The following is a 23481-nucleotide window of genomic DNA, read 5'->3' as shown; positions in this document are numbered from 1 at the left end:
TTATCCGCACAGAAACCGCCCCGTTCGGTGACGTCGATCACAATTTCCGCCCCGACTGCCACAATTTCCGCCCTCTGCGGCCCAATTTGCGGACCATGCAGCACAAAAACCGCCTCACGCTTCACAAAAAGCGTCCCTATCCACAGGGGTTGTGACTGATTTCTAAGGGAAATGAGCTGCCCTGTTTGTTGGTGAGTCGGTCTAGGTTTACAAAAAAACAAGACGAACGGCTGGGAAAGTTTACGGACTGAATTGGGATACGGAGGTTAAGTGATTGAATACGCGAATAAATTTCGGACGAAAAGATGTGCACAAAAACCGCCCTGGGGGTGGTTTTTGTGCTGGGAATCGGGAAGCTTCGGTCGGCGCGATCGGTTTGAATTATTTCCCCGGCATGCACGTGTGCGCTTGGTGCTAACGGAGCGTAGAAAAGTGCTTGTAAATCAATTAAATGCAGGATCGTACACGGCCGAACAGTCAATTCTCTGCACAGTACAACCTTGTTTACACGTATTCGTGTATTCTGCGCTTCGGCGTCAATACATGGAGAAAGCGCAGAATGGCAAACGTAGGCACCCTACCTATCGAAGACCGCAAGGTTACCCTTCGCGAAGTGGCGGAATTCGCCGATAACCTCGAACCCTTTGCGGACAACCTTCGGGAGCAAATTCTCGCTCCGCGCCCGCGCAAGCTCGCGCCCTTCTATACCATCGGCGAGCTCGCTGAAATGTGCAATCTCACCCGGCAGCAGATTCAGTATCTGGTGACGAAGGGTGAAGGCGGTTTGCCTCCGGGAACCCTCAACGGAAGCGGTCGCAGCCGAACGTTTACTCTGCCCGAGGTGCGGCTTTGGGTGAAGATGGCCTCAGACATTTATCAGACCCGCCTCGGCGAGGACAACACTGGATTCAGAGGAAAGGTCCTGACGACCGCTCAACTGAAAGGTGGCTCGGCGAAAACTACGACGACCGTCTGCCTGGCACAAGCATTGACGCTTCTCGGCCGCAAAGTGTTGCTCATCGATCTCGACCCGCAGGCTTCGGCATCGGAGTTGTGTGGTCTTTACGCCGAGAAAGAAATCACCGGCGATGACACGGTGCTGCCGTATATCTATGACCAGAACGTCGAAGGAGGCCTCGGCGCGAGCGTGCAGTCGACGTACTGGGACGGCCTCGACATCATCCCCGGACATACCTTCCTATATGGAGCAGAGTTCCTTCTGCCCGCACGTCAAAAAACGATTCAGGGTTACCGATTTTGGGCGGTGTTGCGTGAGGGACTGGAGCCACTGCGATCACAGTACGACTACATTCTGATCGATACGTCGCCGTCGCTGTCATATATGAACCTCAACGCGCTGCTCGCCGCGGACGCGCTCGTCATGCCGATGATTCCCGAGAACCTGGACTTCATCAGTTCCCTCGCGTTCTGGCGACTCTTCTCCGACGTCGCGGAAGATTTCCTTCCCTACGAGGAGGACAAGATCTACGACTTCATTTCGATCCTGCTGTCGAAGGTAGATTATGGGAAGACATCGTCTGCGCCGGTCGTGAGGCAATGGGCGCAAAGCGCTTACGGTCGTTGGCTCGATCCGTTCGAGATTCCGGCGAGTTCAGTAATGAGCGGCGGCGCGCTTTCGTTCTCTACCGCTCTTGACGTTGTCAGCACGCACTCAACGGCGAAGTCGCTTCAACGGGTGCGGCAACCCATGATGCAATACGCCAAATGGCTGGATGATATGTTCGTTAAATCATGGAAGGAGCCGGCATGAGCAATAACATTCGAGAGCAACTCATGGCCAAGACGGCCAACCTTCCGAAGCCGGCCGACTTCAAGGGCGAGAACAAGAAAGACAAGACGACCCGCGGTCCGCAGACGATGCCGGGTATCACGAGTGCGTTGGCGGCTGCTCAGTTGCGGATTCAAGAACTCGAGGCGCGAGGCGTTGAGACCGAAATCTCTATTGACGCCATTGTGCCGAATCCGTGGCAACCGCGTCGTCAGTTTAGCGAGGCAAAACTTTCAGAGTTGGCGCGATCGATCGGTGAAGTTGGATTGCTGCAAGCGGTCACGGTTCGACGTATCGGGGAGGCTTTTCAGCTCGTTGCGGGTGAGCGCCGGTGGCGTGCGCACAAGCTTATCAATAAGACGACGGTTCGTGCCGTAGTGATCGATTGCACGGACCAGGACATGGCGGCATTGGCGTTGATGGAAAACGTCACGCGCGATGATCTCTCTGATTATGAGATCGCGATCGCCATTCGTCGGGCGGAGGCGGAGTTCCCGAATCGGACGCGGCTTGCGGAAGCGATGGGCATTACCCGGAGTGATCTCTATCGATTTCTTGCTTACGATTCACTGCCGGACTTCGTTAAGCGGGATTTGGATTTGAATCCATCAGTGCTTGGAGCGTCGTCGGCGCAGGACATCGTCAATGCATTGAAGAAGTCTGGCGAGCAGGGACTCAAGGCGCTTCAGGAATTGTGGCCGCAGGTGCTTTCGGGCGACTTGGTGCAAACGAAGGTCGCGGCAAGTTTGAGCGCGCAGGCGAGTCGAGGCGAGTCTGCAACGGATGCGGGTGGACGAAGTATTCTGAAGATATTTGCAGGAAAGGTCCAGGCGGGGAGTATCACGAAGGATGTAAAGGGACTTACATTTAAATTCAAAGCGGGCGTGATGACGGAGGAGCAGGAAAATCAGCTGAGGGACCACATCGGGAAGATGTTCTCGATACGGTCTGAGTGACAGCGCAAACAACCCGCTTCGGCGGGTTTTTTATTGCCGACCGCGTGACTGCGTTTGGCGGCCGTACTGGAGCTCGGTCGCTGAGTACAGTGTCCGAATTCGGACAGAAACTAGCGCACTGAAAGACGTTCGGTGTCGCTATGTTCGGGGTTGAAGTCTCTGCCCGTGCACTGTCCGAATTCGGACACTTTGATTTTGGTGAGGGCTAGAGGAGATTCACATCAAACAATTGAAGGCCTATTGTCTCGGTTCGGAAGTAAGAGTGTTTCAAGCGTCAGCTGCCAACTTCTCGCAGACGGCGGCGCCACACCATTTGATGCTTGATCCACCAATGACGTGATCAAAATGGCGCGGGAAGTGGACGTCTTAACTGCCGCGCGGCGGCGGGCCAAGGCAGCTTGAAGTGCTAGCGGCGGTCGCCTTTCGACCGTTGACGCGACAGCGAAGGATGCAGCATTCGCACCTTTCCAATCCGGCGATGAATCAATGTAATGCCGTCCTCGATATCTGAAGCCGCCTCCCAGACTCGCTTGAAAGAAAACCCAGCACGATGCGAACTTGGGCGGCTAATAGGAAGGAGTCGTTCCCGTACAGGCGCTCGACCAGTATGAAATAAAGGATAGCGACCGGCTTAACCGTCCACAGTCGGATGAAATGAGTCAGTAAAGGTGAACAGGAACCGCGTTGAAAGGGAGCACGAACTTCCGAGGCGGTAAGACACCTCCCTGCTTCCCGGGGCGAAATTGCGGGGCTGAACATCATTTCATTTCACAGGCCGATACGGATCCGGCCATCGTGCCGCCGTTGCGACGTCGCATAAAAACGCTGGCGCGCTTGCGCCCAGGCTCACGTCCGAAGTAATTCGCTGTCCCGCGCCCACGCTCGAATTACGCTCTGCAACGGTGCCCCCCGTCTCCTTTCAGCAAAGTCCAGCGTCGCGATAAGCCTGCCCGGAAATCTTAGCAAGGCTGTGGTCACCGGCCTCTGCGGTCGCGGTGCACGAAATCAATAGTCGAAGTCCGATGACTCGAGAAGGCGAGGCAGACGCTGCTTGCAACCCGTGAAACAGGCGAAATTCCCGAGTTCAACAAACAAACCATTTATTTTCAATAAGTTAGGCCTGTTTGCACAGCTTGTTTCACGAAAAGGCCGGCGGCGGCAGGCGTGACGTCGCCGGTTCCTCAGCGACCCTCAAGGCGTACGCCGCCAACCGTACCCCGGATAAAAAGTTGTATTAAACAATACAGATGTTGTGTCGACTTCCAAGCGGGCCAGTCTTTATAAATTCATGCATGCCTAGCGCCGATGATTGATACGTTATATCATCGCGTCGCGTATTGCATGGCGGAAGATGGCCGTGCTTATTCGATCCGGTATTGCAACGTTATAACATTACACAAAACCTCAACGTGACCAGACCCAAACCACCCCTAACCATGCGCGCCCCCATTCTCGTCCCTTGGACCGCGCTGCTGCTGACAACCGTGGCCCGTGCCCAATCAAACACGGTCGAAGACACCTCAATCCAACCGATCTTCATCACCGCGAACCCGCTCGGCTCCGCCGCATTGGTATCCCCAACAAGCGCCCTGGACGGAACCGCGCTGACTCTGCGACGCGCCGACTCCCTTGGCGAAACCCTCAACGGTCTCCCCGGCGTTTCCACGACGACCTACGGCCCGATGGTCGGCCGACCGATCATTCGCGGCATGGACGGCGACCGTATTCGCCTGCTTCAAAACGGCGTGGCAGCTTTCGACGCGTCCTCGCTGTCCTACGATCACGCCGTGCCACAAGAGACCTTGTCCGTGGAACGCGTGGAAATCGTCCGCGGCCCGGCCGCCTTGCTCTACGGCGGCAACGCGATCGGCGGGGTAGTGAACACCATCGACAATCGCATTCCGCGCGAATCGATCGAAGGCGTATCGGGCCAGGTCGATGCCAGCTACGGCGGCGCTAACGATGCCCGTGCAGGCGCGGCGCAAGTCGAGGGCGGCAACGGCCGCTTCGCGTTCCACGTCGATGCCTTCGATCGCGAAACGAGCAACGAACGCATTCCCGGCTTCGCGCATTCCGATCGCCAGCGCGCGCTCGACGGCCCCGATGTCCCACAGCCCTACGGCAGCATCCCGAACAGCGACGGCCGCTGGCACGGCGGCGCCGTCGGTTCGTCCTACACGTGGGCGGACGGCTACGCGGGCATCAGCTACAACGGTTACGAGGCGAACTACGGTTCGGTCGCCGAGGACGACGTGCGTCTGCGCATGCACCAGGACCACATTGCGGCGGCATCGGAGATACGCAATCTGCAAGGCCCGTTCAGCCAGTTGAAGTTCAACTTCGCCTACACCGATTACGAACACAAGGAAATCGACGACGGCGAGACCGGCACGACCTTCCGCAACCACGGCTACGAAGCGCGCATCGAGGCGCGGCACAAGAAGATCGGCGCGTTCGACGGCGCGATCGGCGTGCAACTGAGCCAGAACACGTTCTCGGCGCTCGGCGACGAAGCGCTCGTACCCACGTCGCAAACGACCAACGCGGCGCTTTTTGGTCTCGAAGAGTGGTCCGTCACCGACGCGCTCAAGTTGAGCATCGGCGCGCGCTACGAGCATGTGAACATCGACCCGACTTCGGGCGGCAACGAAAAGTTTGCCGGCTCGCCGAAGCGCGATTTCAACGCGGGCAGCGTCTCCGCCGGCGCGCTCTTCAAGCTGAATCCGGTCTGGAGCGTGGTCGGCAACGTCGCGTACACGGAGCGCGCGCCCACGTACTACGAGCTCTATTCAAACGGCCCGCACGATGCCACTGGCCAATATCTGATTGGTAATCCAGACGCGCAGAAGGAAAAGGCGATATCGACCGACCTGTCGCTGCGCTTTGCGAGCGGCCCGAACAAGGCGAGCGCGGGCGTGTTCTACAGCCGCTTTCGCAACTATCTTACCGAGTTCAATACCGGCCGCCTCGTCGACGATGACGACGCACCCGTCGCGCCCGGCACCGACGATGCGCTCAACGAAGCCGTCTATCGCGGCGTGCGCGCGGAGTTCTATGGCGTGGAACTGGACGGCACGTGGCGTGTCTTCGACAAGGGCGCGCAGCGTCTCGACGTCGAGTTCGTCGCGGACTACACGCATGCGCGCAATCTCGATACCGGCGAAGCGCTGCCGCGCATCTCACCATTGCGCGCGACGCTCGCGCTCGACTACGCCTACGGACCTTACGGCGCACGAACCGAGCTGGTTCACGCGTGGGCGCAGCATCGCGTGCCCGACAACGATCTGCCGACGGGCAGTTACACCACGCTCGGCGTCATCCTGACGTACAAGTTTCGCTTCGGCTCGACCAACTGGCTCGCCTACGTGCGCGGCCAAAACCTGACGAATCAGGAAGTGCGTTATGCAAGCTCCGTCGTGCGGGACATCGCGCCCGAAGGCGGCCGCAGCGTGATGATCGGCTTACGTACCGCTTTCTGACGGTGAACGCGCGCGTCAGAGCGGCGCGGACTTGCGCGAATGCAGCGGCTGATAAGGCTCGCCGGCCTTGAAGCGGTCGAGCCGCTCGCTCGCGACGGAAAGCGCAGCCAGCGACGCGCGCCGCAACTGATGATCGTAAAGCGACACGATCGCCGCGAGCCGGTCGAAGCCTTCTGCCGCGAGCGTCCAGGAACCGGATGCGCGGCCGGTGTCGAACACGGCGGCCATCGTCTGATCCGCGAGAAGGAGTTCTTCTTGAGAGAAATTGCCGTGGCCCGCTTCCGCAAGGAACTTGGCGAGATACATCGCCTCGGTGATGTGCTGCGCGGGCGCGATATCCGGCGAGCCCGAGCGCAGCGCCGTCAGCGACATATGCGCCGCGAGCGCGAGCTCGTCCGCCACCGCGCGAGGGATGGGAAGCAGCTGCGCCTTGCTGAGCCGCGCGCGCGTCGCCCGAGGCGAGCGCTGAAAGGGAAGAGTGCGTGACATGCGAGCATCGATGGTTGACCTTCTCAGGTTAACGTTCATCGATCGCCGAATCTGAAGGGTGCTGACCGCGTTCCTGTTCGAAATGTTCGACGACCGCGATCGCGCGCTCGCACTGGCCGGCGTCGAGCGTGTGGATGCTGCACTTGTCGGGCTCGACGCCGATCGTCTGCGCGAGCCACTTCATCCCCTTGGATCGCGCTTCGAAAACGTTGCAGCCGTCGCGCCGGACCTTGGCCTGCACGAGCGGTTCGAGCGCCGCATGCAGCTTCACTTTCAGATCGCGCAATCGGGCATCGGCGAGACGGCCGAGCGGGACGTTGCGCGTGCTGCGCGGAAAGATGCCGATCCACGCCTGACAGTCGGCGCACAGCCAGAGCGGGCCGTGATCGTCGCGATAGGGATAGGCTTCGTCGCCTGCACGCGTCAGGGTCGCAGGCGCGTTGCAGTAGTCGCAGTTCGGATGGGGCAGAGGTTTGACAGGTCGGCCGACACGCATTGCCAGAAACTCACGGGCGGGAAAGCCAATATATCAAAACCGGCCGTCCGCTTCGGAACGCGCGCAGCACGAACGTTTCGAAAATCGGGCGATGTCGCAATCCGCTTAAGCAAGCGCGTTCGCAAAGTCTTCGTCGCGCGCGAGTGCAAAGGAACGCGTCGATCGGGAATTTACTTTTCCGATTCACGGTATAGGGTAGGAGTGCGTGCTACAAGCCACGCGCTTTCGGAGCCTACAGGCCCAAACCCTCACGTTCGATCAGAAGCCAGGAAGGCGTACCGCCCGCGCCCGCAATCCGGTCCTCGCATACGTGTTGCAAGCCCGTCGCAAGCTTGCAGTCCTCAATCGATTCCTTTATTCAAGAGGTGATGGCGATGAGAGCAACTTTTCTATTGGCAGCAACGGCCGCCGGCGTCTTCGCGATGAGCCCTTTCGCGCAGGCGCAAGACATGCAGATGTCGCCGGCTCAGGGCAGCGTCGCGCAGCAAAGCGCGCAAGACAGCAGCACTGCCACGAACGACTCCAGCTATGGCGGAGCGATGTCGATGAACAAGTCCGGCAGCGCATCGCGCGATGCGTGGACGGGCAGCACGAGTCAGCTCTGTACGCCGGGACTGAGCTGCAATATCTATAGCGGTCAATAAGGCAAACCGGCACTGACGTACTGAAGGCGGCGGGGACGCCTTCGACCTCATTTCTTCCCCATTTCTCAGTCCCCCAATGGCGGGGTGATGTCCCTCCGGATGCGTGGTGTTTCCTGACGATCGTTCGGTCGATAGTTAAGCCCATCCAAAAAGACGGCCTCTTATCCGCGGCGAAGCAGCGACCACGCGCGGCATGCGCGACGCTCCAACGGAGGTAAATCATGAGCTTTCCTCAATCGATCAGCGACGGCACCGGCTGGTCCGACGAACTCGACGACGCAACCACGCTCGCCATGCTCGTAACAGCGATCGGCGCGCAGCAAACCAAGCTCGCCGCCAGCAGCCACACGAGCCTGAACGGGCAGATCGACCGCGCGCAGCATCAGAAGCAATTGCTCGGCGCATTCGGAACAGTTCGCATTGCAAACGAATTTTCGAACGCCGCGCGATTCGGACCGTTCGCATCGGCAGGACCGATCTCGTATCGCGTCGCGTGCCGCATATCGAACGGTCAACCGTGCCCTCAAGCCGTACGTCATCCGATGTTCGCGGCATCGCGCTCAAGTTCTTCACGGAGGAGGGCGCCGAAACCGATCTGCTGATGACGAACGAAGGCGGCCGCTCGCACGCCCGCGATGCGGCCCAGTTCATGGCGGTCGCCGATATCATCGTCGCTTTGCTTGCCGAGGGAACGGTCAGCGGCATCGCGCAGGGCTTGCGCGAGATGATGACGGCGAGGCTCGGGCCCATCGAGAGCGCGCGCATTCTCGCGATTCTCTTCAAGGAAACCAAGGCTCATCACGTCGACAGCGTGACGACAGAGCACTACTGGGGATCGGTCGTGCAGCTCGGGCAGGCGGCTATCAAATACTCGCTTCATCCGCATCCCTCGACGCCGGCCGGAACGAATGCCGATCGCCACGGCGAGAACTATCTGCGGGCCGACTTGTTCAATCGTCTGGAGCAAGGCCCGGTGAAGTGGCAACTCGGTCTGCAATTCTTCATCGATGAAGATACGACGCCCATCAACGATGCATCCGTCGCATGGAAATCCGAGGTGGTCATGATCGGCGAACTCGAAATCGCCGCACCGCCATCGAGCGACGACGAAGTTCGTATCAGCCAGCTCGCGTTCAATCCGGCGAATGGCTTCGCGCCGCTCGGCATCACGCATGCGAGGAAGGACGTCTATGCCGCGAGCGCCGCAAATCGCAAGGGACGCGGTCTGCTGTCGAGCGAGGAAGCACGCGCACTGCTGAGCGTGCACTGAAGCTCGCCATCGCACGACGCTTTTCTCCGATAATAATGCCCATTCCGCGCGCATCATTCATCGGAGTCCGCCATGCATCTTGCCGGCATGATTCTTCCGATCTTCGCCGTCATCCTGACGGGATGGGTGGCGCGCGTCTCGGGCTACATGCCGCATGCGTTGGCGCCGTCGCTGATGCGCTTCGCGTACTACGTCGCGATGCCCGCTCTGGTGTTCGTGACCATCGCCGACGAGTCGCTTCACTCGCTGCTCGAATGGCGCTTTCTCGCCGCGTTCGGTGGCGGCTCGATGATCTGCTTCGCGGCCGTTTTGTTCGTCGCGAGAATCGCACGCGGTGCGAGTCTTGCCGCGAGCGCGATGCTCGCAGCCGCCGTGTCGATGACCAATACCGGCTTCGTCGCGCTGCCGATCCTGAAGACGCTGTACGGCAAACCCGGCGTGCTCGCGGCGGCGGTCGCGACCGTGTTCGTCGGCGCGATCATGTTTCCGGTGCTCGTCGTACTGGTCGAGATCGGCCGTCTCGATGCATCTCGCAAGATCGACGTGACGGCGCTCATTCGCCAGATCGCGACCAATCCCGTGATACTCGCGACGATCTGCGGTCTGCTGTGGTCGATCATCGGATTGACGCCGCCGGCGCCCGCCGTGTCGTTTCTCACGATACTCGGCGAAGCGCTGACGCCGTGCGCGCTCTTCGCGATCGGCCTCGATCTGAGCTTGAGCGAGTTGCGCGGACGCGTGAATCTCTACGCGCTGCTGACGGCCCTCAAGCTCGTGATCGTGCCGCTCGTCGTGTATGCGCTGTGCATCGCGACGGGACTCGATCGCACCGCGACCATCGCCGCAGTCGTCTGCGCTGCAGTGCCGACCGCGAAAAGCGCTTACGTGCTCGCCTCGGAATACGACGTTGAGAAGAGCGTGGTCGGCGTGGTCATCTCGATGACCACGCTGTTCTCGATCGTCACCCTGCTCGCGTGGCTCTATGTTCTCTAGCGCGTTTCATACGTCGCCCAGTTCTTCATCGACGTCGCGTTCTTCGTCGTCGGGCGGCGAAATGCCGAGCGCCTTGTCCCATTGCGGCTCGCTCAAATAGCGCTCGCGCAGGAAATCGACGAACGCTTTCACCTTCGTCGTCGAACGATGCGATGTCGGATACACCGCGCTCAACCACAGCGGCGGCGCCGCATAGTCGGGCAGCACGCGCACGAGCCGGCGTTCGAGCAGATCGCTCGCGGCTACCATTGTCGGCAGATAGACGACACCCGCGCCTGCGCGCGCGAACTCGAGCAGCAGATGCACGCTGTTGGTCTTCAGCACGGCATTGAGCGCGATTTCATAACACTCGTTGCCCTTCATGAGCGGCCAGTTGTCGCCCCACGGATAGTGCGCGTAACGCGCGAAATCATGGCGCAACAAATCGAGCGGCGTTTCGATCACGGGCTCTTCCTTGAGATACGCGGGCGTCGCGCACAATACGCCGCGCACCGGAAAGAGCTTGCGTTCGACGAGCAGATTCGACGCGGGCGGATAGATCTGCAACGCGAGATCGAAGCCTTCCTGCACGGGATCGATCACGCGATCGTTCACCGTCACGACGAACTCGATGCGCGGATGCGCCTCGCGAAACGCGATCAGCGCCTGCGAAAAATGCCCGAGCGCGAAGCCCGGCAACACGTGAACATTGAGCGTGCCCGACAGCGACTGCGTTTCCGCGCTTCCACGCCCCGACAGCTCGCGCACCTTGGACACGAGCAACAGGCAATCGCGATAGTACGTTTCGCCGACTTCCGACAGACGCACCGCACGCGTCGAGCGATGAAAAAGCGCGACGCCGAAATGCTCTTCGAGCTGCTTCACGCGCGACGTAACGACCGATTTCGCCACGCCGAGCTGACGCGCCGCGCTCGCGAAGCTTTGCGCTTCGGCTGCGCGGACGAAGGCCTCCATCGACATGAAGAGGTCCATGCTTCCTCCTGTTTTCGTCCGCTATGCCGCGCCGTTGCGATAACGCAGCGGCGTCGTGCCGAGCCGCTCGGAGAAGAGCGCCGTCATGTGTTGCTGCGATGAAAATCCGCACGCGGCGGCGACATCGACGAGCGGCGCATCGCCCGAACGCAGCATGCGCGCCGCAACGCCGATGCGCTTTTCCAGCACGTAGCGATAGAGCGAATGACCGGTGCGCGCTTTCACGCCATCGAAGACGGCGCGCACGGGCAGATCGAGTTCGGCGGCGATATCGGCGCAAGAGAGACTCTGGTCGATGTTATCCGCGACATACGCTTCGAGCGTGGCGAATCCGGCGTCCGTCAGCGCGGACTTGCGCTCGCGCGCGGCGCGTTCGAGATGCCGCGTCGTTTCGATCCACGCGAGCGTGGCGACGCATTGCAGCTCCCACGGATCGACCTTACCCGATTCATTGGGCGCTTTTTGACGCGCATAACGCACGAGATGCCGGATCGAATCGGCGCCGAGATTGCTACGGCTGCCTGCACGGCGCACCGGCTCCGCGCTTTCATCGCCGATACGATTCACGAACGAATCCGCATAACGAAACGCGATGAAGCCATGCCGCACGTCATGCGCGTCGATGCGCATGCTGCCGCCGCGCGGATGATAGGCGGCGGTTTCGGCGCGGAACGTGAAGGGCGCGGCGGGGCCGTCGTCGTAGCGCGTATCGGAGACGATCGTGCCGAGCAGCAGGCAGATCATGTCCGACGAATTGCTGAGCTCCAGCGAATAGGGGCGCGGGCCGGAGACGCAGTATTCGAGTCCGGGGACGCCTGTGACCGCGCTGAAGCGGTCGATGCGTGCGGGCGCGGCGGTGGCGCTCATGATCGTGTCTCCATGTCTTTGCGCGGCTTGCCATCGACCAACGGACGCCGCTGTTCTCGCGAGTATAGATGCGCACGGCAAGCCCTTGCACGCGCAATGGGTCGCCATTCGCGAACGCCGCGTGCGCGCTTTCTATCCCGGTGTTAACCCGCATCCGTTCGCAAGCCGCCCGGAATCTGTAATTCGCAAAACCTGAAAGACCCGCGCGCCGCGTCTTCGTAACGTTCGCTCATACGACACGAACGACGGAGACGACGATGCGAACGCGGCACACACGACAGACGATTCGAAGACGGAGAACATGCGTGCTCGCGCTGCTTGGCGCGCTTTGCTCGATGACGGCGCACGCATCGGGCATTCCCTTCGCGACGGACCGCCCGCAGACCTGGCAATTCAGCAGCGACTTCGAAGGCACCTACGATTCCTTCGGCCAGAACCTCGAATGGAATCACGACAACCGTGCATTCGATTCGCACGGCAATCAGGTCGCGGGTGCGGGCACGAACACGTTCGTCGGGCTCTCGACGTTCATTCACTACTGGAAAGTGCCGTCGTTGCCGCATGTCGGCTTCAACGCGAGCATCACGCTGCCCGAGATTCGCACGCAGGGCTCGCAGTTCTCGGCGAGCGGCATCGGCGATCCGCTCGTCGGCGGTCTTGTCTGGTACAACCCCGCGCCCGCGACGACGATCGGCCTTCAGGCGTACGTGCAAGTGCCGATCGGACAGAACGACGTATCGACGAATACGTGGTCGTTCTGGCCATCGGTCTTCTACGACGACTGGTACGGGCATGTGAACATCGACCTGCTGCTCGGGGGCATTCTGCGCGGGCGCACGCTGCGCTCAGGCCACGATGACCTGAGCCCGGGCAACACGTTCCATCTGAACCTGCGCGTCGGCTACAGCATCTCGCCGCCAGATAGCCCCTTTGCGATTCCCTTCGTCGGTCTCGATTACCAGACGAGCGGCGGCACGTTCAACCAGACCGCGTCGATGCCGCTCTCGAACAGCGCGAGCCGCGAAACGACCGTGGGACTAGGCGTGCTGTTCCAGTTCAAGCCGAACAGCCTGCCGTTCCTGCACCAGAAGATGTACGACCAGCTTTCCATCCAGTACCAGCACTCGGTTTCGGGGCGCAACACCACGCTCACCAACGGAATTCTCGTGCAGGCGTGGCACTACTGGTGAGCACATTCGAACGATGGAGACGAACATGAGTGAGACGAACAAGCTTCCCGCCGCGTCGCGGCGAAATTTCATCAAGGCCGCGAGCGCCGGCACCGCGGCGGCGGCATTCGGCGCGATATCGCTCACGGCGCATGCTGCGAGCGACATTAAATTCGATGCGGAATACGACGTCGTCGTGTGCGGCGGAGGCGGCGGCGGCCTGCCGTGCGCGCTGTTCTCGCGATGGCTCGGCAACCGGGTCGTGATTCTGGAGAAGGCGGGCAGCGTCGGCGGCACGGCTGCGAAAGCCGCGTTCTGGTACTGGGTGCCAAACAACGAGCCGATGCGCCGCGCGGGCATCGCCGATCCGAAGCCCGATTACATGCGCTACGTCGCGCGACTGTCGCGGCCCGAGCAATATGATCCTTCGTCGCCCAAGCTCGGCCTCTCGGACTGGGAGTACGAGATGTGCGAGGCGATCTACGACAGCGCGTCGCCCGCGGCGGAACTGCTCGCGAGCAAGGGCGCGCTGCCGTATCGACATGAAGCGGCGGTGCCGGATTACTGGGCCGAGCTGCCTGAAGACAAGGCGCCGCGCGGCCGCGTGCTGTTTCCGAAGGACGGCTTGCCGAGCATGTCCGATGGCGGGCGCGTCGCGATCCGCACGATGAGCACAGCGGCACGGCGCGATGGCATCGACATCAAGACGGGTTATCGCGTGCAGAAGGTGCTCGTCGATGAAGCGGGCGCGGTGATCGGCGTCGAATCGCTGACGGAAGAGGGCACGCTCTTTCGCGTGCGCGCGAAAAAGGCGGTGATCTTCGCGACGGGCGGCTTCACGCACGATCCCGAGTTGCGCAAGAACTTCCTGCATGGCGCGGTATATGGCGGCTGCGCCGCCCCTACCAACGAAGGCGATTTCGTGCGCATATCGAGCGCGCTCGACGTGCAGTTGCGCAACATGAACTACTCGTGGATGGCGCCGATCTCGCTCGACAAGGCCATCGCGAAAGACGGCTCGCTGTCCGGCATCTTCACGCCGACCGGCGATTCCATGCTCTACGTGAACAAGTACGGCAAGCGCGTCGTCAACGAAAAGCTCGCATACAACGAAGTCTGCGCGGCCTTCTCCGAATGGGATGGCTCGAAGGGCGAGTATCCGAACCTCACGCTCATTTCCATCTGGGATCAGCAGGCACAGGACCATTGCGCGAGCGATGACTACGGCAGTCTCATCGTGCCGAAAGGATCGAACGACCGTCACGTGTTGCGCGGCAATACGCTCGCGGAACTGGCAGGCGCGATTCGCGAGCGCATGGCGAAGTACAACAGCGCGCTCGGCAGCGCCGATCTCTCCGGCGACTTCGTGCGCAATCTCGACGCGACCATCAAGCGCTTCAACGGCTTCGCGAAGGCGGGCGTGGATCAGGACTTTCATCGCGGCGAGCGCATTGTCGAGAAGCTGTTCAACGGGCCGGTATCGAAGAAAGCCGATCAGAAGAACGAGACGATGTATCCGCTAAGCGCGAAAGGACCGTACTACGCGGCGCTCATCGTTGCGGGCAATCTCGACACCAAGGGCGGCCCGAAAACCAATTCGCACGGACAAGTGCTCGATACACGCGGCGAGCCGGTCAAGGGTCTTTACGGCGTCGGCAATTGCGTCGCGTCGGCGTCCGCGCGGGCTTACTGGGCGGGCGGCGGCACGCTCGGTCCGATACTCGCGTTTGCTTATCGAGCGGCGCAGTCCGCCAACGGAGTTCAATCATGATTCGGATCGCCAATCTATTGACGATGCTCGCGCTCGTCAGCACCACGGCGCATGCGCAACAAGATCCCGTCGCGCTCGGCAAGAAACTCACGACGAACAATTGCGCCGTGTGCCACACCTTCGGCAAGGGCGAGCCGAACGGGCAAGGGCCGAATCTGTTCGGGATCGTCGGCAAGCCGATGGCATCGGACCCGAGCTTCAAGTATTCGGCTGGCATGAAGGCCGCCGCGTCGGGCAAGCTCTGGGACGACAAGCTGCTCGACGCCTGGCTCACCGACACGCAATCCGTCGCGCCCGGCAACGCGATGACCTATTTCGAAGGCGATGAAGCGCGACGCCAGAAGATCATCGCTTATTTGCGCACGCTGCATTGAACTGGGTAACTGGAGACGAAAGCATGAATCCCATCACCATGACCGACGAACAGCGCAAGACCATCGCGCTCGAATATCTGCGCAGGCTTGATCGCGGCGCACCGTTCTTCGATTTGTTCGACGACAACGCCGAAGTCTATTTTCCGAAGTGGGGCATCGCGACGGGCCGCGCGGCCTTCGAGCAGCTCTTCGCGGATCTCGGCTCCATTGTCGCGAAGTTCAAGCACGACCTCGCGTATCTGAACGTGATTCAGCAGGGCGATACGGTGGTCGTCGAAGGCACGAGCTACGGCACCACGAAGAGCGGCGTCGACTGGCGCGCGGGCGTCACGCATGCAGGCCGATGGACGGACGTATTCGAAATCCGCGACTTCAGGATTCAGCGCTGCTTCATCTATCTCGATCCCGACTACGAGGGCGCGGACACGCAGCGCTATCCGTGGCTCGCGGATAAATAGGCGCAAAAGTAAGTACTTTCCCTAGGGCCGCGATCGAGCACGCATCGTTCGGCAAACGCGAACCTCGATTCATTGCCTCTCGCCGCTCGCAGCCCTAATCTTGATTCCAGCGCGACACCGCGAACGTGAACGCAGACATGGAGACGGACATGCAACAGACTCAACTCGGCAGCCTCGATAACTATCGCAAGGGCACCATCGAAGTCATCAAGGGCAAGGCCTCGCACTACGTGATGTCCAACGTATTCGAAGTCGCGAGCCACGCCGCGCCGTATGAAAAAGTGGTCGTCGGCAAGAACCTGAAATACGTGATCGAAACCTTGCGCGCGCAAGGCGTGTCGCCGTGGTTCAGCGCATCGCACGACGAGTTCGTGGTCGCGCTCGATGGCGAAATCGACGTGCACTTCATCAAGCCTTCCGATGGCGCGCTGGTAGGCGAAGACATCGAAGGCACGGTGAAGCTCGAAGGCGAACCTTCGGGACAGAAGATGGGCTTCGTGCGTCTGCGCCGCGGTCATCAGGCGCTGCTGCCCGCAGGCGCGGCGTATCGCTTCGAAGCGCGCAAGACCGGTGTGCTGCTCGTACAGACCATCCTCGGTTCAGCATCGGTCGAGAAGTGGGCCGAGATCTGCATTCAGTGAACACGCATACGCCAAGTTCTTTCAAACATCCGGAGCACATCATCATGGATCACGCAGCATTTCTTCAGAGCGTCGTCGCGACCGACCCCGATGCGAACACCGGCTACCGCACGTTCAAGCTCGGCGATTTCGAATTCAGCCGCGATGCGTACTTCGTTACCGTAAAGTGGCCGGCGCAAGGACAGACGCGCTCGCATCAGATGCACGCCGACGACTTCCTGCGCGCGATGATGCGCGACGTCGCGTGGGGCTTCTTCTACGGCTGGGTCAATTTCGACGAAGTGATCGGCACGCGCAATCACTACGGCAAGGTCGACATGTACGCCGGTGCGTATAACGCGAGCTTCCGCGAGGCGGGCGTCGATTACACGCAGCAGTTCGAAACGCCGATCATCATGGCGACGTTCAAGGCGATCCTGAAGGACTGGGTCAACGAAGGCTTCGATCCGTTCGCCGCGCCCGAGGAAACCGGCTCGGCATTCGGTGCGAAGCACGGCGACAACATCGCGGCGATCGATCGCACGCGTATCGCGACCAAGCGCATGCCCGGCCTCGACGGCGACTCGCCGCTACGCGACGACTTCCCCGTGAACCGCCAGTTCGCGGACGTATCGCAGGACGAGCCGGAGATTCACGCCGAGCCTGGATTCGAAGGGCAGTTGCACGCGTTCAGCCTGTTCAAGTATCTGTCGCGTTCGGACGTGACGTGGAATCCGTCGGTCACGTCCGTGTGCAAGCAAAGCCTCTTTTGCCCGACGACGGAAGAATTCGTGCTTCCGGTCTTTCACGGCAACGATCGCGTCGAGTGGTTCCTGCAACTGTCGGATCAGATCATCTGGGACGTGGCCGACAAGGACACCGGCGAGCCTCGCGCGCGCATCACGATGAACGCAGGCGATATCGCCGCGATGCCCGCCGATATCCGCCACAAGGGTTACTCGCAGAAGCGCTCGATGCTGCTCGTCTGGGAGAACGCCACGCCCGATCTGCCCAAGCGCTACGAAAGCGGCGAACTGCCGCCGTATCCGGTCGCGCTCTAAACGCCTCCTTCGTTTCTCTTCGACACGGCGGCGCTCGCATCGGGCGTCGCGGGGAAGGCTTCGTCTTCAATCTTCGACACGAGCAAGACATGCAAACGCAACTCTTCATCGATGGCCGCTTCGTGCCCGCCCTTTCCGGCGAAACGCTCGCGACCCTGAATCCCCACGACAACAGCGAGATCGCGCAAGTCTCGATGGCCGGGCGCGAGGACATCGATCGCGCAGTGCAGGCCGCGAAAAAAGCGTTTCCGAAGTGGAGCAACATGGCGGCCGCCGATCGCGGACGCCTGCTCCTTAAACTCGCCGACGCCATCGAAGCCAACGCCGACGCACTCGCGCGTCTCGAGTCGATGGACACGGGCCACCCGATCCGCGATACGCGCAACCTCGACGTCCCGCGCACGGCCGCGACGTTCCGCTATTTCGGCGGCATGGCCGACAAGTTCGAAGGCTCGGTGATTCCGGTCGAAGCGGGCTTTCTCAACTATCTGACGCGCGAGCCGGTCGGCATCGTCGGACAAGTGGTGCCGTGGAATTTTCCGCTGATGTTCACGAGCTGGAAGATGGCGCCCGCGCTCGCGGCGGGCAACTGCGTCGTGATGAAGCCCGCTGAACTGACGCCCTTGTCGAGTCTCGCCATCGCCGAGTTGATGGCCGAAGTCGGCTTTCCCGCGGGCGTCGTCAACGTGTTGCCGGGGCTCGGGCACGTCGCGGGGCAATATATCGCGGAGCATCCGGAGATCGGCAAGGTCGCGTTCACCGGATCGACGGCGGTCGGCCGCAAGATCGTGCAGGCATCGAGCGGCAATCTGAAGAAGGTGCAACTCGAACTCGGCGGCAAAGGCGCGAACGTCGTATTCGGCGACGCCAATATCGATGCCGTCGTTCAGGGCTCCGCGTTCGGCATCTTCCATAACCAGGGGCAGGCGTGCATCGCGGCATCGCGATTGATCGTGCACGAGTCCATCGCCGATGACTTGCTGGAGCGCTTCACGTCGCTCGCGCGCTCGATCCGCATCGGCGATCCGCTCGATCCGTCGACGGAAATGGGGCCGCTCACGTCGCAGATGCATCGCGACCGCGTACTGTCGTATGTCGATGTCGCGCGCGAGCAGGGCGGGCGCGTGCTCGCGGGCGGCAAGGCGCCGGACGCCGCGGCGCTTGCGAACGGCTGCTATGTCGAGCCGACTATCGTGCAGGCGAAGCCGACCGATCGCGTCGCGCAGGAAGAAGTCTTCGGCCCGTTCGTCGCGGTCAGCACGTTCAAGAGCGATGAGGAAGCGCTAGCGATTGCGAACGGCACCGAATACGGCCTCGGCGCGGGCCTGTGGACACGCGACCTGCAACGCGCGCATCTCTTCGCGCGCCAATTGAAGAGCGGCATGGTGTGGATCAACTGCTACAAGCGCGTGAGTCCGGGATCGCCCTTCGGCGGCGTCGGCGCGAGCGGTTATGGCCGCGAGATGGGCTTCGAAGTGATGCGCGAATATACTCAGGCGAAGTCGGTGTGGGTGAATGTCGACGCCAACATTCCGCCTTACTATCCGCGCTGAGCGCATCGGGAATCATGCAATCGTTCATCTATCAGGGCATGCCGTCGCGCGTGGTATTCGGTGCGGGAAGCATCGAACATATCGAACGCGAGATCGAGCTTCTGGGCGCACAGCGCGCGCTCATCCTCGCAACGCCGCCGCAGCGCGACCAGGCCGAAGCGCTCGCCGAACGCATCGGGCCTCGCGCGGCCGGCGTGTTTGCGAAAGCGGTGATGCATGTGCCGGTCGAAACGGCGCGCGAGGCGCGCGAGTATGCGCAGCGCATCGGCGCGGATTGCGCGATCGCCGTCGGCGGCGGCTCGACGACAGGCCTCGGCAAAGCGATCGCGTTGACATCGTCGCTGCCGATACTCGCCGTGCCGACCACCTACGCCGGCTCGGAGATGACGCCGATCTACGGCCTTACCGAAGCAGGCCTGAAGAAGACGGGCCGCGACATGCGCGTGTTGCCGAAGACCGTGATCTACGATCCGCAACTCACGGTGTCGCTGCCCGCGCCGCTTTCGGTGACGAGCGGCGTCAACGCCATCGCGCACGCTGCCGAAGGGCTCTATGCGCAGGACGCGAATCCCGTCGTGAGTCTGATGGCGGAAGAAGGCATTCGCGCGTTGGCGCAGGGCATCGGAAAGGTCGTCGCAAAGCCGGACGATCTCGATGCGCGCAGCGATTGTCTCTACGGTGCGTGGCTATGCGGCGCGGTGCTGGGCAGTGTCGGCATGTCGCTGCATCACAAGCTGTGTCATACGCTCGGCGGCACGTTCAATCTGCCGCATGCGGAGACGCATACCATCGTGCTGCCGCATGCGCTCGCCTATAACCGCGACGCCGCGCCCGGCGCGATGAAGTGCATCGCGCGCGCGCTCGGCTCGGACGATGCCGCCATAGGCGCATTCGAACTCGCGCGCGTGAACGGCGCGCCGACTGCGCTGAAGGATATCGGCATGAAGGAAAGCGATATCGATATCGCCGTCGATATCGCGTTGAAAAGCCCGTACTGGAATCCGCGGCCGATCGAACGCGCGCCGCTGCGTGCATTGATCGAAGCGGCCTACGAAGGACGACGACCATGAACGAGTCGCTTACGCAGAACGTCACTGAAGCCTTCAGCCAGTGCGACGACGCACGCACGAAGGAAATCGTCACCGCGCTCGTGCGCCATCTGCACGCGTTCGCGCGCGAAGTGAACCTCACGCACGACGAATGGCGGCACGGCATCGAGTTCCTGACGGCGACCGGCAAGAAGTGCGACGGCATCCGGCAGGAGTTCATTCTGCTGTCGGATACGCTGGGGCTTTCCATCGTGCTCGACGACATCAACCAGCATCACGACGAAGCCGCGACCGAAAGCAGTCTGCTCGGCCCGTTCTATCGCGACGGCGTGAAGCACTCGGCCTTCGCCGCGAACATCGCGCAAAGCGATGGCGAGCCGGTGTTCTTTCATGGCGTCGTCAGCGATGTGAGCGGAAAGCCCCTCGCCGATGCGCTGATCGAAGTCTGGCAGACCGCGCCGAACGGCATGTATGAAGGCCAAGATCCCGAGCAGCCCGAGGGCAACCTGCGCGGACGCTTTCGCACGAATGCGCAAGGCGCGTACGCGTTTCATTCCATCAAGCCGACGAGCTATCCGATTCCGACCGATGGCCCGGTCGGTCAGATGCTGCTCGCAACGGGACGGCATCCGATGCGTCCCGCGCATATCCACTTTCGTATCGACGCGCCCGGCTACGAGTCGCTGACGACCGCGCTCTATTCGTCCGACGATCCTTACGTGAACTCCGATGCGGTGTTCGGTGTAAAGCCTTCGCTCGTCATCGAGTATGTGCCGAACGACGGCGGGTACGAAGTAGCGCGCGATTTCACGCTGATAGCGAAGGAGCGCGCGTGAACACGATCTGCGCGCTCCACGACATACCCGATGGCGGCGGCCTCGAAGCCGCGCCCTCGATTCTCGTGCTGCGTCGCGGCGGCCAAGCGTGGGCGTATCGCAACGTCTGTCCGCATTTCTCGATACCGCTCAACTACGAGCCCGACGCGTTCTGGACTTACGAAGGCGCACTGCTGATGTGCGCCCATCACAGCGCGATGTTTCGCTTTGAAGACGGCATGTGCGTCGATGGGCCGTGTCTCGGCGCGAGCCTCAGGCGGATTCCGATCCGCATCGAGAATGGCCGCGTCATGATCGAAGGCACGGACATCACATAGGATGTGTCGCGACGAAGCTCTTGTAGGCGGCGTAAGCGGGTTTTTGCGTGGAGCCATCGTTCCTCAGCAAACCGAACGCGCCTTCTCCGCCTACGGGATCGTCGTAAAGCTCGTAGCTCTGGATCGATTCGATACCGTATGTCGATGCGAGCGCCACGAACTGCGCCATCATGCGATTGCCGACGAGATACGCGGCGATCGCCTGATCGGTGCCATAGTTCGGGCGCACGCCGAACTCGTTGATCCAGATCGGCTTGCCGAGCGCCTGGAGCTTGGCGAGCACGTTATGGCAACCGGTGCCGCCGCACGCGTTGGTGATGTCGCCCTGTTCCGAGTACCAGTGCCACGCGGTGATGTCCCAATCGACGACCGGATGCCCGGTGCTGCCATCGGGTTCCATGCCGGCCGCGAGCATCTGCTGAAAGCCGTAATGCAGCCACGTGCCGCCGCCCATGATGATCTTGCCCGACGTATCCACCGACTTGATGCCCGCGATCATGCCGCGAATCACGCCGCGCAGAATCCTGAACTTCACGATATCGAACTGCTGCGGATAGACGCCATCGACATTGCCGACGAGAAGCTCGGCTTCCATCTCGTTCGTGACCTCGTAGTACGGATAACGTCGCGAGGTCGCCGTTTGTTGTCCGAGCGTGAAGCCCGCGTCGTAGCCTTCGGTTTCGCTATGGAGCGTGTCGATGCCCATGAGCATGACCGGATACACGGTGACGCCGCCGGCCGCCATCAATTGAGCGATGCCCGCGAGCTTGTTCGCGGTGCCCTGGCTATACACCTCGTTGCGATACAGCTTCGCGCCCAGATCCTGCAATTGCGCAAGCTGCAGCGCGGGGCTGGAAATATCGTAGGCGCCGCCTTCGTTGTTGTGCCCGTTCACGCCGTAGAAGAGTCGGGCGGACACCGGCGGCGTCGTGGTGTCGCCGGTGCCGGAGGCCGGATCGGGCGCGCTGACCGCGGGCGACGATGCGCCGCCGGCAGGGACAGTGCTGTCGGCGACTTCGGGATTCGTCGCGGGCGTACTCACGGCGCCAGTCGCGGGAGCGGGGCTCGTCGTGATCTTCGATGTTCCCGTGCCCGCTACATCCGATGCCGGAACCGATACGGCGGCCGATGAAGCGTTGTTGCCGCCACTGTCACCGCCACCGCCGCCGCATGCGGCGAGCAGCACGCTCGTCAAGGCTGCGAGCGTAACGGCTTTGCATCGAACGAAGCGGAAAGCCGGAATACTGGGTCGATTAAAATTCATCATGTCGATACGCACTACTAAATGGTCAATATCCATGTCCACGAAGTAGGCGCACGTTCCGCGAGTCGTCCGGGCGAACGCGGACGGACCGATGACGGACCTTCATCCCGCGTCGAACGCAAGGATGGTGGAATGCTCGTCTGTCAGCCCCGATGAACCGCCCGGAGATGGGCGCTGCCGGAGGCAGGGGGCGAAGAGGAGACCGCGTCGAAGCCGGTCTCAATAGGGTTTACGGCGGGGATGGATGCGACTTGAACATTTTTCGCATCTGGCAAACGTTACGACCGCGCAGGATCGGGAATTCTTACCCCGATAGCGGCCGATCCGTTTCGAGCGCCGCGCCGCCGAGAATCGTGGTGGCGTCGGCGCGTGCATTGTCGAGCTGCACGACGCTCGCCTGACGTGCCGCGAGCGCATCGCGGTTTGCGATCGCGGTGAAGATCGCCTTGTGACGCGGCAATGACAGCGCGTGCGTGTTCGGGTGACGGCTCGTCAACTTGATCGATTCGCTGAGCGCGAGCGACAGCATGTTGCCGATATACGAGAGCATGTCGTTATGCGTCGCCGTCATGATCGCGCGATGAAACTCCAGATCCGGATCGAGCAGATCGGCGGCGGTTTGCGCGCCTTCCATGCGTTCATACGCGGCGGCGATGCGCGCGATGTCCTCATCGCTAGCGGAGATGGCCGCGAGCGCGGCGGCGGCGGGTTCGATGATCTGGCGCACCGCCATCAGCGAGCGGAAGAACTCGCCTTCGGGGAGATGACTGATGGTCCACACGAGCACATCGGGATCGAGCATGTGCCATTCATCGCGCGCGCGCACGACGCTGCCCACGCGCGGCTTCGACACGACGAGCCCCTTCGCAACCAGCACGCGCGTGGCCTCGCGCAGCACCGGGCGGCTCACGCCATAACTTTCGCAGAGCGTGGGCTCGGCAGGCAGACGCTCGCCCGGCTTGATGCGCCCGCTCACGATCTGCATGCCGAGCTCCTGCACGATGCGCCCGTGCATGCTCTTGCGTTGCTTGGGGTTGCGGTAATCCATGATGCG

23 protein-coding genes are annotated in these 23481 nt (G+C 61.6%); 17 read left to right on the top strand and 6 right to left on the bottom strand.

The features are described from left to right. The first annotated feature begins 559 nt into the window (after positions 1–559). From NCS28_RS30395 to NCS28_RS30385, 3 genes are all read left to right on the top strand, one after another. Positions 560–1771 (top strand): AAA family ATPase, encoded by a 1212-nt coding sequence (locus tag NCS28_RS30395; protein ID WP_250517497.1) that lies wholly within the window; start codon positions 560–562, stop codon positions 1769–1771. Beyond that, the gene (locus NCS28_RS30390) at positions 1768–2745 is read left to right on the top strand and encodes a ParB/RepB/Spo0J family partition protein (protein ID WP_250517496.1); all 978 of its coding nucleotides are present in this window, start codon (positions 1768–1770) and stop codon (positions 2743–2745) included. Before NCS28_RS30395 ends, NCS28_RS30390 begins: the two co-directional genes overlap by 4 nt. 1436 nt (positions 2746–4181) lie before the next feature. Continuing rightward, positions 4182–6224, top strand: coding sequence for a TonB-dependent receptor (locus NCS28_RS30385; RefSeq protein WP_250517495.1), 2043 nt, complete (start codon positions 4182–4184; stop codon positions 6222–6224). 15 nt (positions 6225–6239) lie between these two features. Here NCS28_RS30385 and NCS28_RS30380 read toward each other — a convergent pair whose 3' ends face one another. Further along, the gene (locus tag NCS28_RS30380; RefSeq protein ID WP_250517494.1) at positions 6240–6713 is read right to left on the bottom strand and encodes a hypothetical protein; all 474 of its coding nucleotides are present in this window, start codon (positions 6711–6713) and stop codon (positions 6240–6242) included. 28 nt (positions 6714–6741) lie between these two features. Then, positions 6742–7209, bottom strand: coding sequence for a zinc-finger-containing protein (locus NCS28_RS30375; RefSeq protein WP_250517493.1), 468 nt, complete (start codon positions 7207–7209; stop codon positions 6742–6744). A gap of 374 nt (positions 7210–7583) precedes the next feature. Here NCS28_RS30375 and NCS28_RS30370 point away from each other — a divergent pair, with 374 nt between their 5' ends. The 4 genes from NCS28_RS30370 to NCS28_RS30355 all read left to right on the top strand — a co-directional run bounded on the left by NCS28_RS30370 (position 7584) and on the right by NCS28_RS30355 (position 10116). After that, positions 7584–7853, top strand: a complete 270-nt coding sequence (locus NCS28_RS30370) for a hypothetical protein (protein WP_250517492.1) — start codon at positions 7584–7586, stop codon at positions 7851–7853. A gap of 221 nt (positions 7854–8074) precedes the next feature. Beyond that, positions 8075–8455, top strand: a complete 381-nt coding sequence (locus NCS28_RS30365) for a hypothetical protein (protein WP_250517491.1) — start codon at positions 8075–8077, stop codon at positions 8453–8455. Beyond that, positions 8455–9123 carry a catalase family protein gene (locus NCS28_RS30360; RefSeq protein ID WP_250517490.1) on the top strand — a complete coding sequence of 223 codons (669 nt, stop codon included), beginning with the start codon at positions 8455–8457 and terminating at the stop codon, positions 9121–9123. Before NCS28_RS30365 ends, NCS28_RS30360 begins: the two co-directional genes overlap by 1 nt. A 72-nt stretch (positions 9124–9195) precedes the next feature. Then, positions 9196–10116, top strand: a complete 921-nt coding sequence (locus tag NCS28_RS30355; protein WP_250517489.1) for an AEC family transporter — start codon at positions 9196–9198, stop codon at positions 10114–10116. A 6-nt stretch (positions 10117–10122) separates the two neighbouring features. On the opposite strand, the gene NCS28_RS30350 is transcribed toward NCS28_RS30355, so the two are convergent. Then, positions 10123–11088, bottom strand: a complete 966-nt coding sequence (locus tag NCS28_RS30350) for a LysR family transcriptional regulator (RefSeq protein WP_250517488.1) — start codon at positions 11086–11088, stop codon at positions 10123–10125. 21 nt (positions 11089–11109) lie between these two features. Next, positions 11110–11955: a helix-turn-helix domain-containing protein gene (locus NCS28_RS30345; RefSeq protein WP_250517487.1), complete on the bottom strand. Its 846-nt coding sequence runs from the start codon at positions 11953–11955 to the stop codon at positions 11110–11112. A 305-nt stretch (positions 11956–12260) separates the two neighbouring features. On the opposite strand from NCS28_RS30345, the gene NCS28_RS30340 reads away from it, so the two are divergent. The 10 genes from NCS28_RS30340 (at position 12261) to NCS28_RS30295 (ending at position 21163) form a co-directional block, all read left to right on the top strand. Next, complete coding sequence (locus tag NCS28_RS30340; RefSeq protein WP_250517486.1) at positions 12261–13145, top strand: transporter; 885 nt, start codon at positions 12261–12263, stop codon at positions 13143–13145. A 25-nt stretch (positions 13146–13170) separates the two neighbouring features. Continuing rightward, positions 13171–14895: an FAD-dependent oxidoreductase gene (locus NCS28_RS30335; protein ID WP_250517485.1), complete on the top strand. Its 1725-nt coding sequence runs from the start codon at positions 13171–13173 to the stop codon at positions 14893–14895. Beyond that, positions 14892–15269: a c-type cytochrome gene (locus tag NCS28_RS30330; RefSeq protein WP_250517484.1), complete on the top strand. Its 378-nt coding sequence runs from the start codon at positions 14892–14894 to the stop codon at positions 15267–15269. The genes NCS28_RS30335 and NCS28_RS30330 overlap by 4 nt, the downstream gene beginning before the upstream one ends. 23 nt (positions 15270–15292) lie before the next feature. Then, entirely contained in the window at positions 15293–15727 is a 435-nt protein-coding gene (locus NCS28_RS30325; RefSeq protein WP_250517483.1) for a nuclear transport factor 2 family protein, read from the top strand. 149 nt (positions 15728–15876) lie between these two features. Beyond that, positions 15877–16368: a cupin domain-containing protein gene (locus NCS28_RS30320; protein ID WP_250517482.1), complete on the top strand. Its 492-nt coding sequence runs from the start codon at positions 15877–15879 to the stop codon at positions 16366–16368. A 44-nt stretch (positions 16369–16412) separates the two neighbouring features. After that, entirely contained in the window at positions 16413–17408 is a 996-nt protein-coding gene (locus tag NCS28_RS30315; RefSeq protein ID WP_035500293.1) for a hypothetical protein, read from the top strand. Between the two features lie 89 nt (positions 17409–17497). Continuing rightward, positions 17498–18961 (top strand): aldehyde dehydrogenase family protein, encoded by a 1464-nt coding sequence (locus tag NCS28_RS30310; RefSeq protein WP_250517481.1) that lies wholly within the window; start codon positions 17498–17500, stop codon positions 18959–18961. A 14-nt stretch (positions 18962–18975) separates the two neighbouring features. Further along, positions 18976–20031: a maleylacetate reductase gene (locus NCS28_RS30305; RefSeq protein ID WP_250517480.1), complete on the top strand. Its 1056-nt coding sequence runs from the start codon at positions 18976–18978 to the stop codon at positions 20029–20031. Further along, on the top strand, positions 20028–20846 hold the full coding sequence (locus tag NCS28_RS30300; RefSeq protein WP_250517479.1) for an intradiol ring-cleavage dioxygenase: 819 nt from the start codon (positions 20028–20030) through the stop codon (positions 20844–20846). The genes NCS28_RS30305 and NCS28_RS30300 overlap by 4 nt, the downstream gene beginning before the upstream one ends. Next, a complete protein-coding gene (locus tag NCS28_RS30295; protein WP_250517478.1) occupies positions 20843–21163 on the top strand; it encodes a Rieske (2Fe-2S) protein in 321 nt (106 codons plus the stop codon). The genes NCS28_RS30300 and NCS28_RS30295 overlap by 4 nt, the downstream gene beginning before the upstream one ends. Here the strand turns inward: NCS28_RS30295 and NCS28_RS30290 are convergent. Further along, positions 21156–22358, bottom strand: a complete 1203-nt coding sequence (locus NCS28_RS30290; RefSeq protein WP_250517477.1) for a hypothetical protein — start codon at positions 22356–22358, stop codon at positions 21156–21158. The genes NCS28_RS30295 and NCS28_RS30290 overlap by 8 nt on opposite strands. 373 nt (positions 22359–22731) lie before the next feature. Next, positions 22732–23475, bottom strand: coding sequence for a FadR/GntR family transcriptional regulator (locus NCS28_RS30285; protein ID WP_250517476.1), 744 nt, complete (start codon positions 23473–23475; stop codon positions 22732–22734). Positions 23476–23481 lie beyond the last annotated feature (6 nt).

The organism is Caballeronia sp. INDeC2 (genome assembly GCF_023631325.1).
GTDB lineage: Bacteria > Pseudomonadota > Gammaproteobacteria > Burkholderiales > Burkholderiaceae > Caballeronia.
Note: the sequence above shows the minus strand (reverse complement) of the source record. Positions and strands in the feature narration are given on the sequence as shown.

Excerpts from the sequence above, each read along its gene's own strand:
- NCS28_RS30360 (WP_250517490.1), top strand. The coding sequence starts at position 8,455 with ATGACGAACGAAGGCGGCCGCTCGCACGCCCGCGATGCGGCCCAGTTC.
- NCS28_RS30350 (WP_250517488.1), bottom strand. The coding sequence starts at position 11,088 with ATGGACCTCTTCATGTCGATGGAGGCCTTCGTCCGCGCAGCCGAAGCG.
- NCS28_RS30330 (WP_250517484.1), top strand. The coding sequence starts at position 14,892 with ATGATTCGGATCGCCAATCTATTGACGATGCTCGCGCTCGTCAGCACC.
- NCS28_RS30285 (WP_250517476.1), bottom strand. The coding sequence starts at position 23,475 with ATGGATTACCGCAACCCCAAGCAACGCAAGAGCATGCACGGGCGCATC.
- NCS28_RS30390 (WP_250517496.1), top strand. The coding sequence starts at position 1,768 with ATGAGCAATAACATTCGAGAGCAACTCATGGCCAAGACGGCCAACCTT.
- NCS28_RS30385 (WP_250517495.1), top strand. The coding sequence starts at position 4,182 with ATGCGCGCCCCCATTCTCGTCCCTTGGACCGCGCTGCTGCTGACAACC.
- NCS28_RS30335 (WP_250517485.1), top strand. The coding sequence starts at position 13,171 with ATGAGTGAGACGAACAAGCTTCCCGCCGCGTCGCGGCGAAATTTCATC.
- NCS28_RS30320 (WP_250517482.1), top strand. The coding sequence starts at position 15,877 with ATGCAACAGACTCAACTCGGCAGCCTCGATAACTATCGCAAGGGCACC.
- NCS28_RS30345 (WP_250517487.1), bottom strand. The coding sequence starts at position 11,955 with ATGAGCGCCACCGCCGCGCCCGCACGCATCGACCGCTTCAGCGCGGTC.
- NCS28_RS30305 (WP_250517480.1), top strand. The coding sequence starts at position 18,976 with ATGCAATCGTTCATCTATCAGGGCATGCCGTCGCGCGTGGTATTCGGT.
- NCS28_RS30365 (WP_250517491.1), top strand. The coding sequence starts at position 8,075 with ATGAGCTTTCCTCAATCGATCAGCGACGGCACCGGCTGGTCCGACGAA.
- NCS28_RS30325 (WP_250517483.1), top strand. The coding sequence starts at position 15,293 with ATGAATCCCATCACCATGACCGACGAACAGCGCAAGACCATCGCGCTC.
- NCS28_RS30370 (WP_250517492.1), top strand. The coding sequence starts at position 7,584 with ATGAGAGCAACTTTTCTATTGGCAGCAACGGCCGCCGGCGTCTTCGCG.
- NCS28_RS30380 (WP_250517494.1), bottom strand. The coding sequence starts at position 6,713 with ATGTCACGCACTCTTCCCTTTCAGCGCTCGCCTCGGGCGACGCGCGCG.
- NCS28_RS30310 (WP_250517481.1), top strand. The coding sequence starts at position 17,498 with ATGCAAACGCAACTCTTCATCGATGGCCGCTTCGTGCCCGCCCTTTCC.
- NCS28_RS30355 (WP_250517489.1), top strand. The coding sequence starts at position 9,196 with ATGCATCTTGCCGGCATGATTCTTCCGATCTTCGCCGTCATCCTGACG.
- NCS28_RS30375 (WP_250517493.1), bottom strand. The coding sequence starts at position 7,209 with ATGCGTGTCGGCCGACCTGTCAAACCTCTGCCCCATCCGAACTGCGAC.
- NCS28_RS30300 (WP_250517479.1), top strand. The coding sequence starts at position 20,028 with ATGAACGAGTCGCTTACGCAGAACGTCACTGAAGCCTTCAGCCAGTGC.
- NCS28_RS30395 (WP_250517497.1), top strand. The coding sequence starts at position 560 with ATGGCAAACGTAGGCACCCTACCTATCGAAGACCGCAAGGTTACCCTT.
- NCS28_RS30315 (WP_035500293.1), top strand. The coding sequence starts at position 16,413 with ATGGATCACGCAGCATTTCTTCAGAGCGTCGTCGCGACCGACCCCGAT.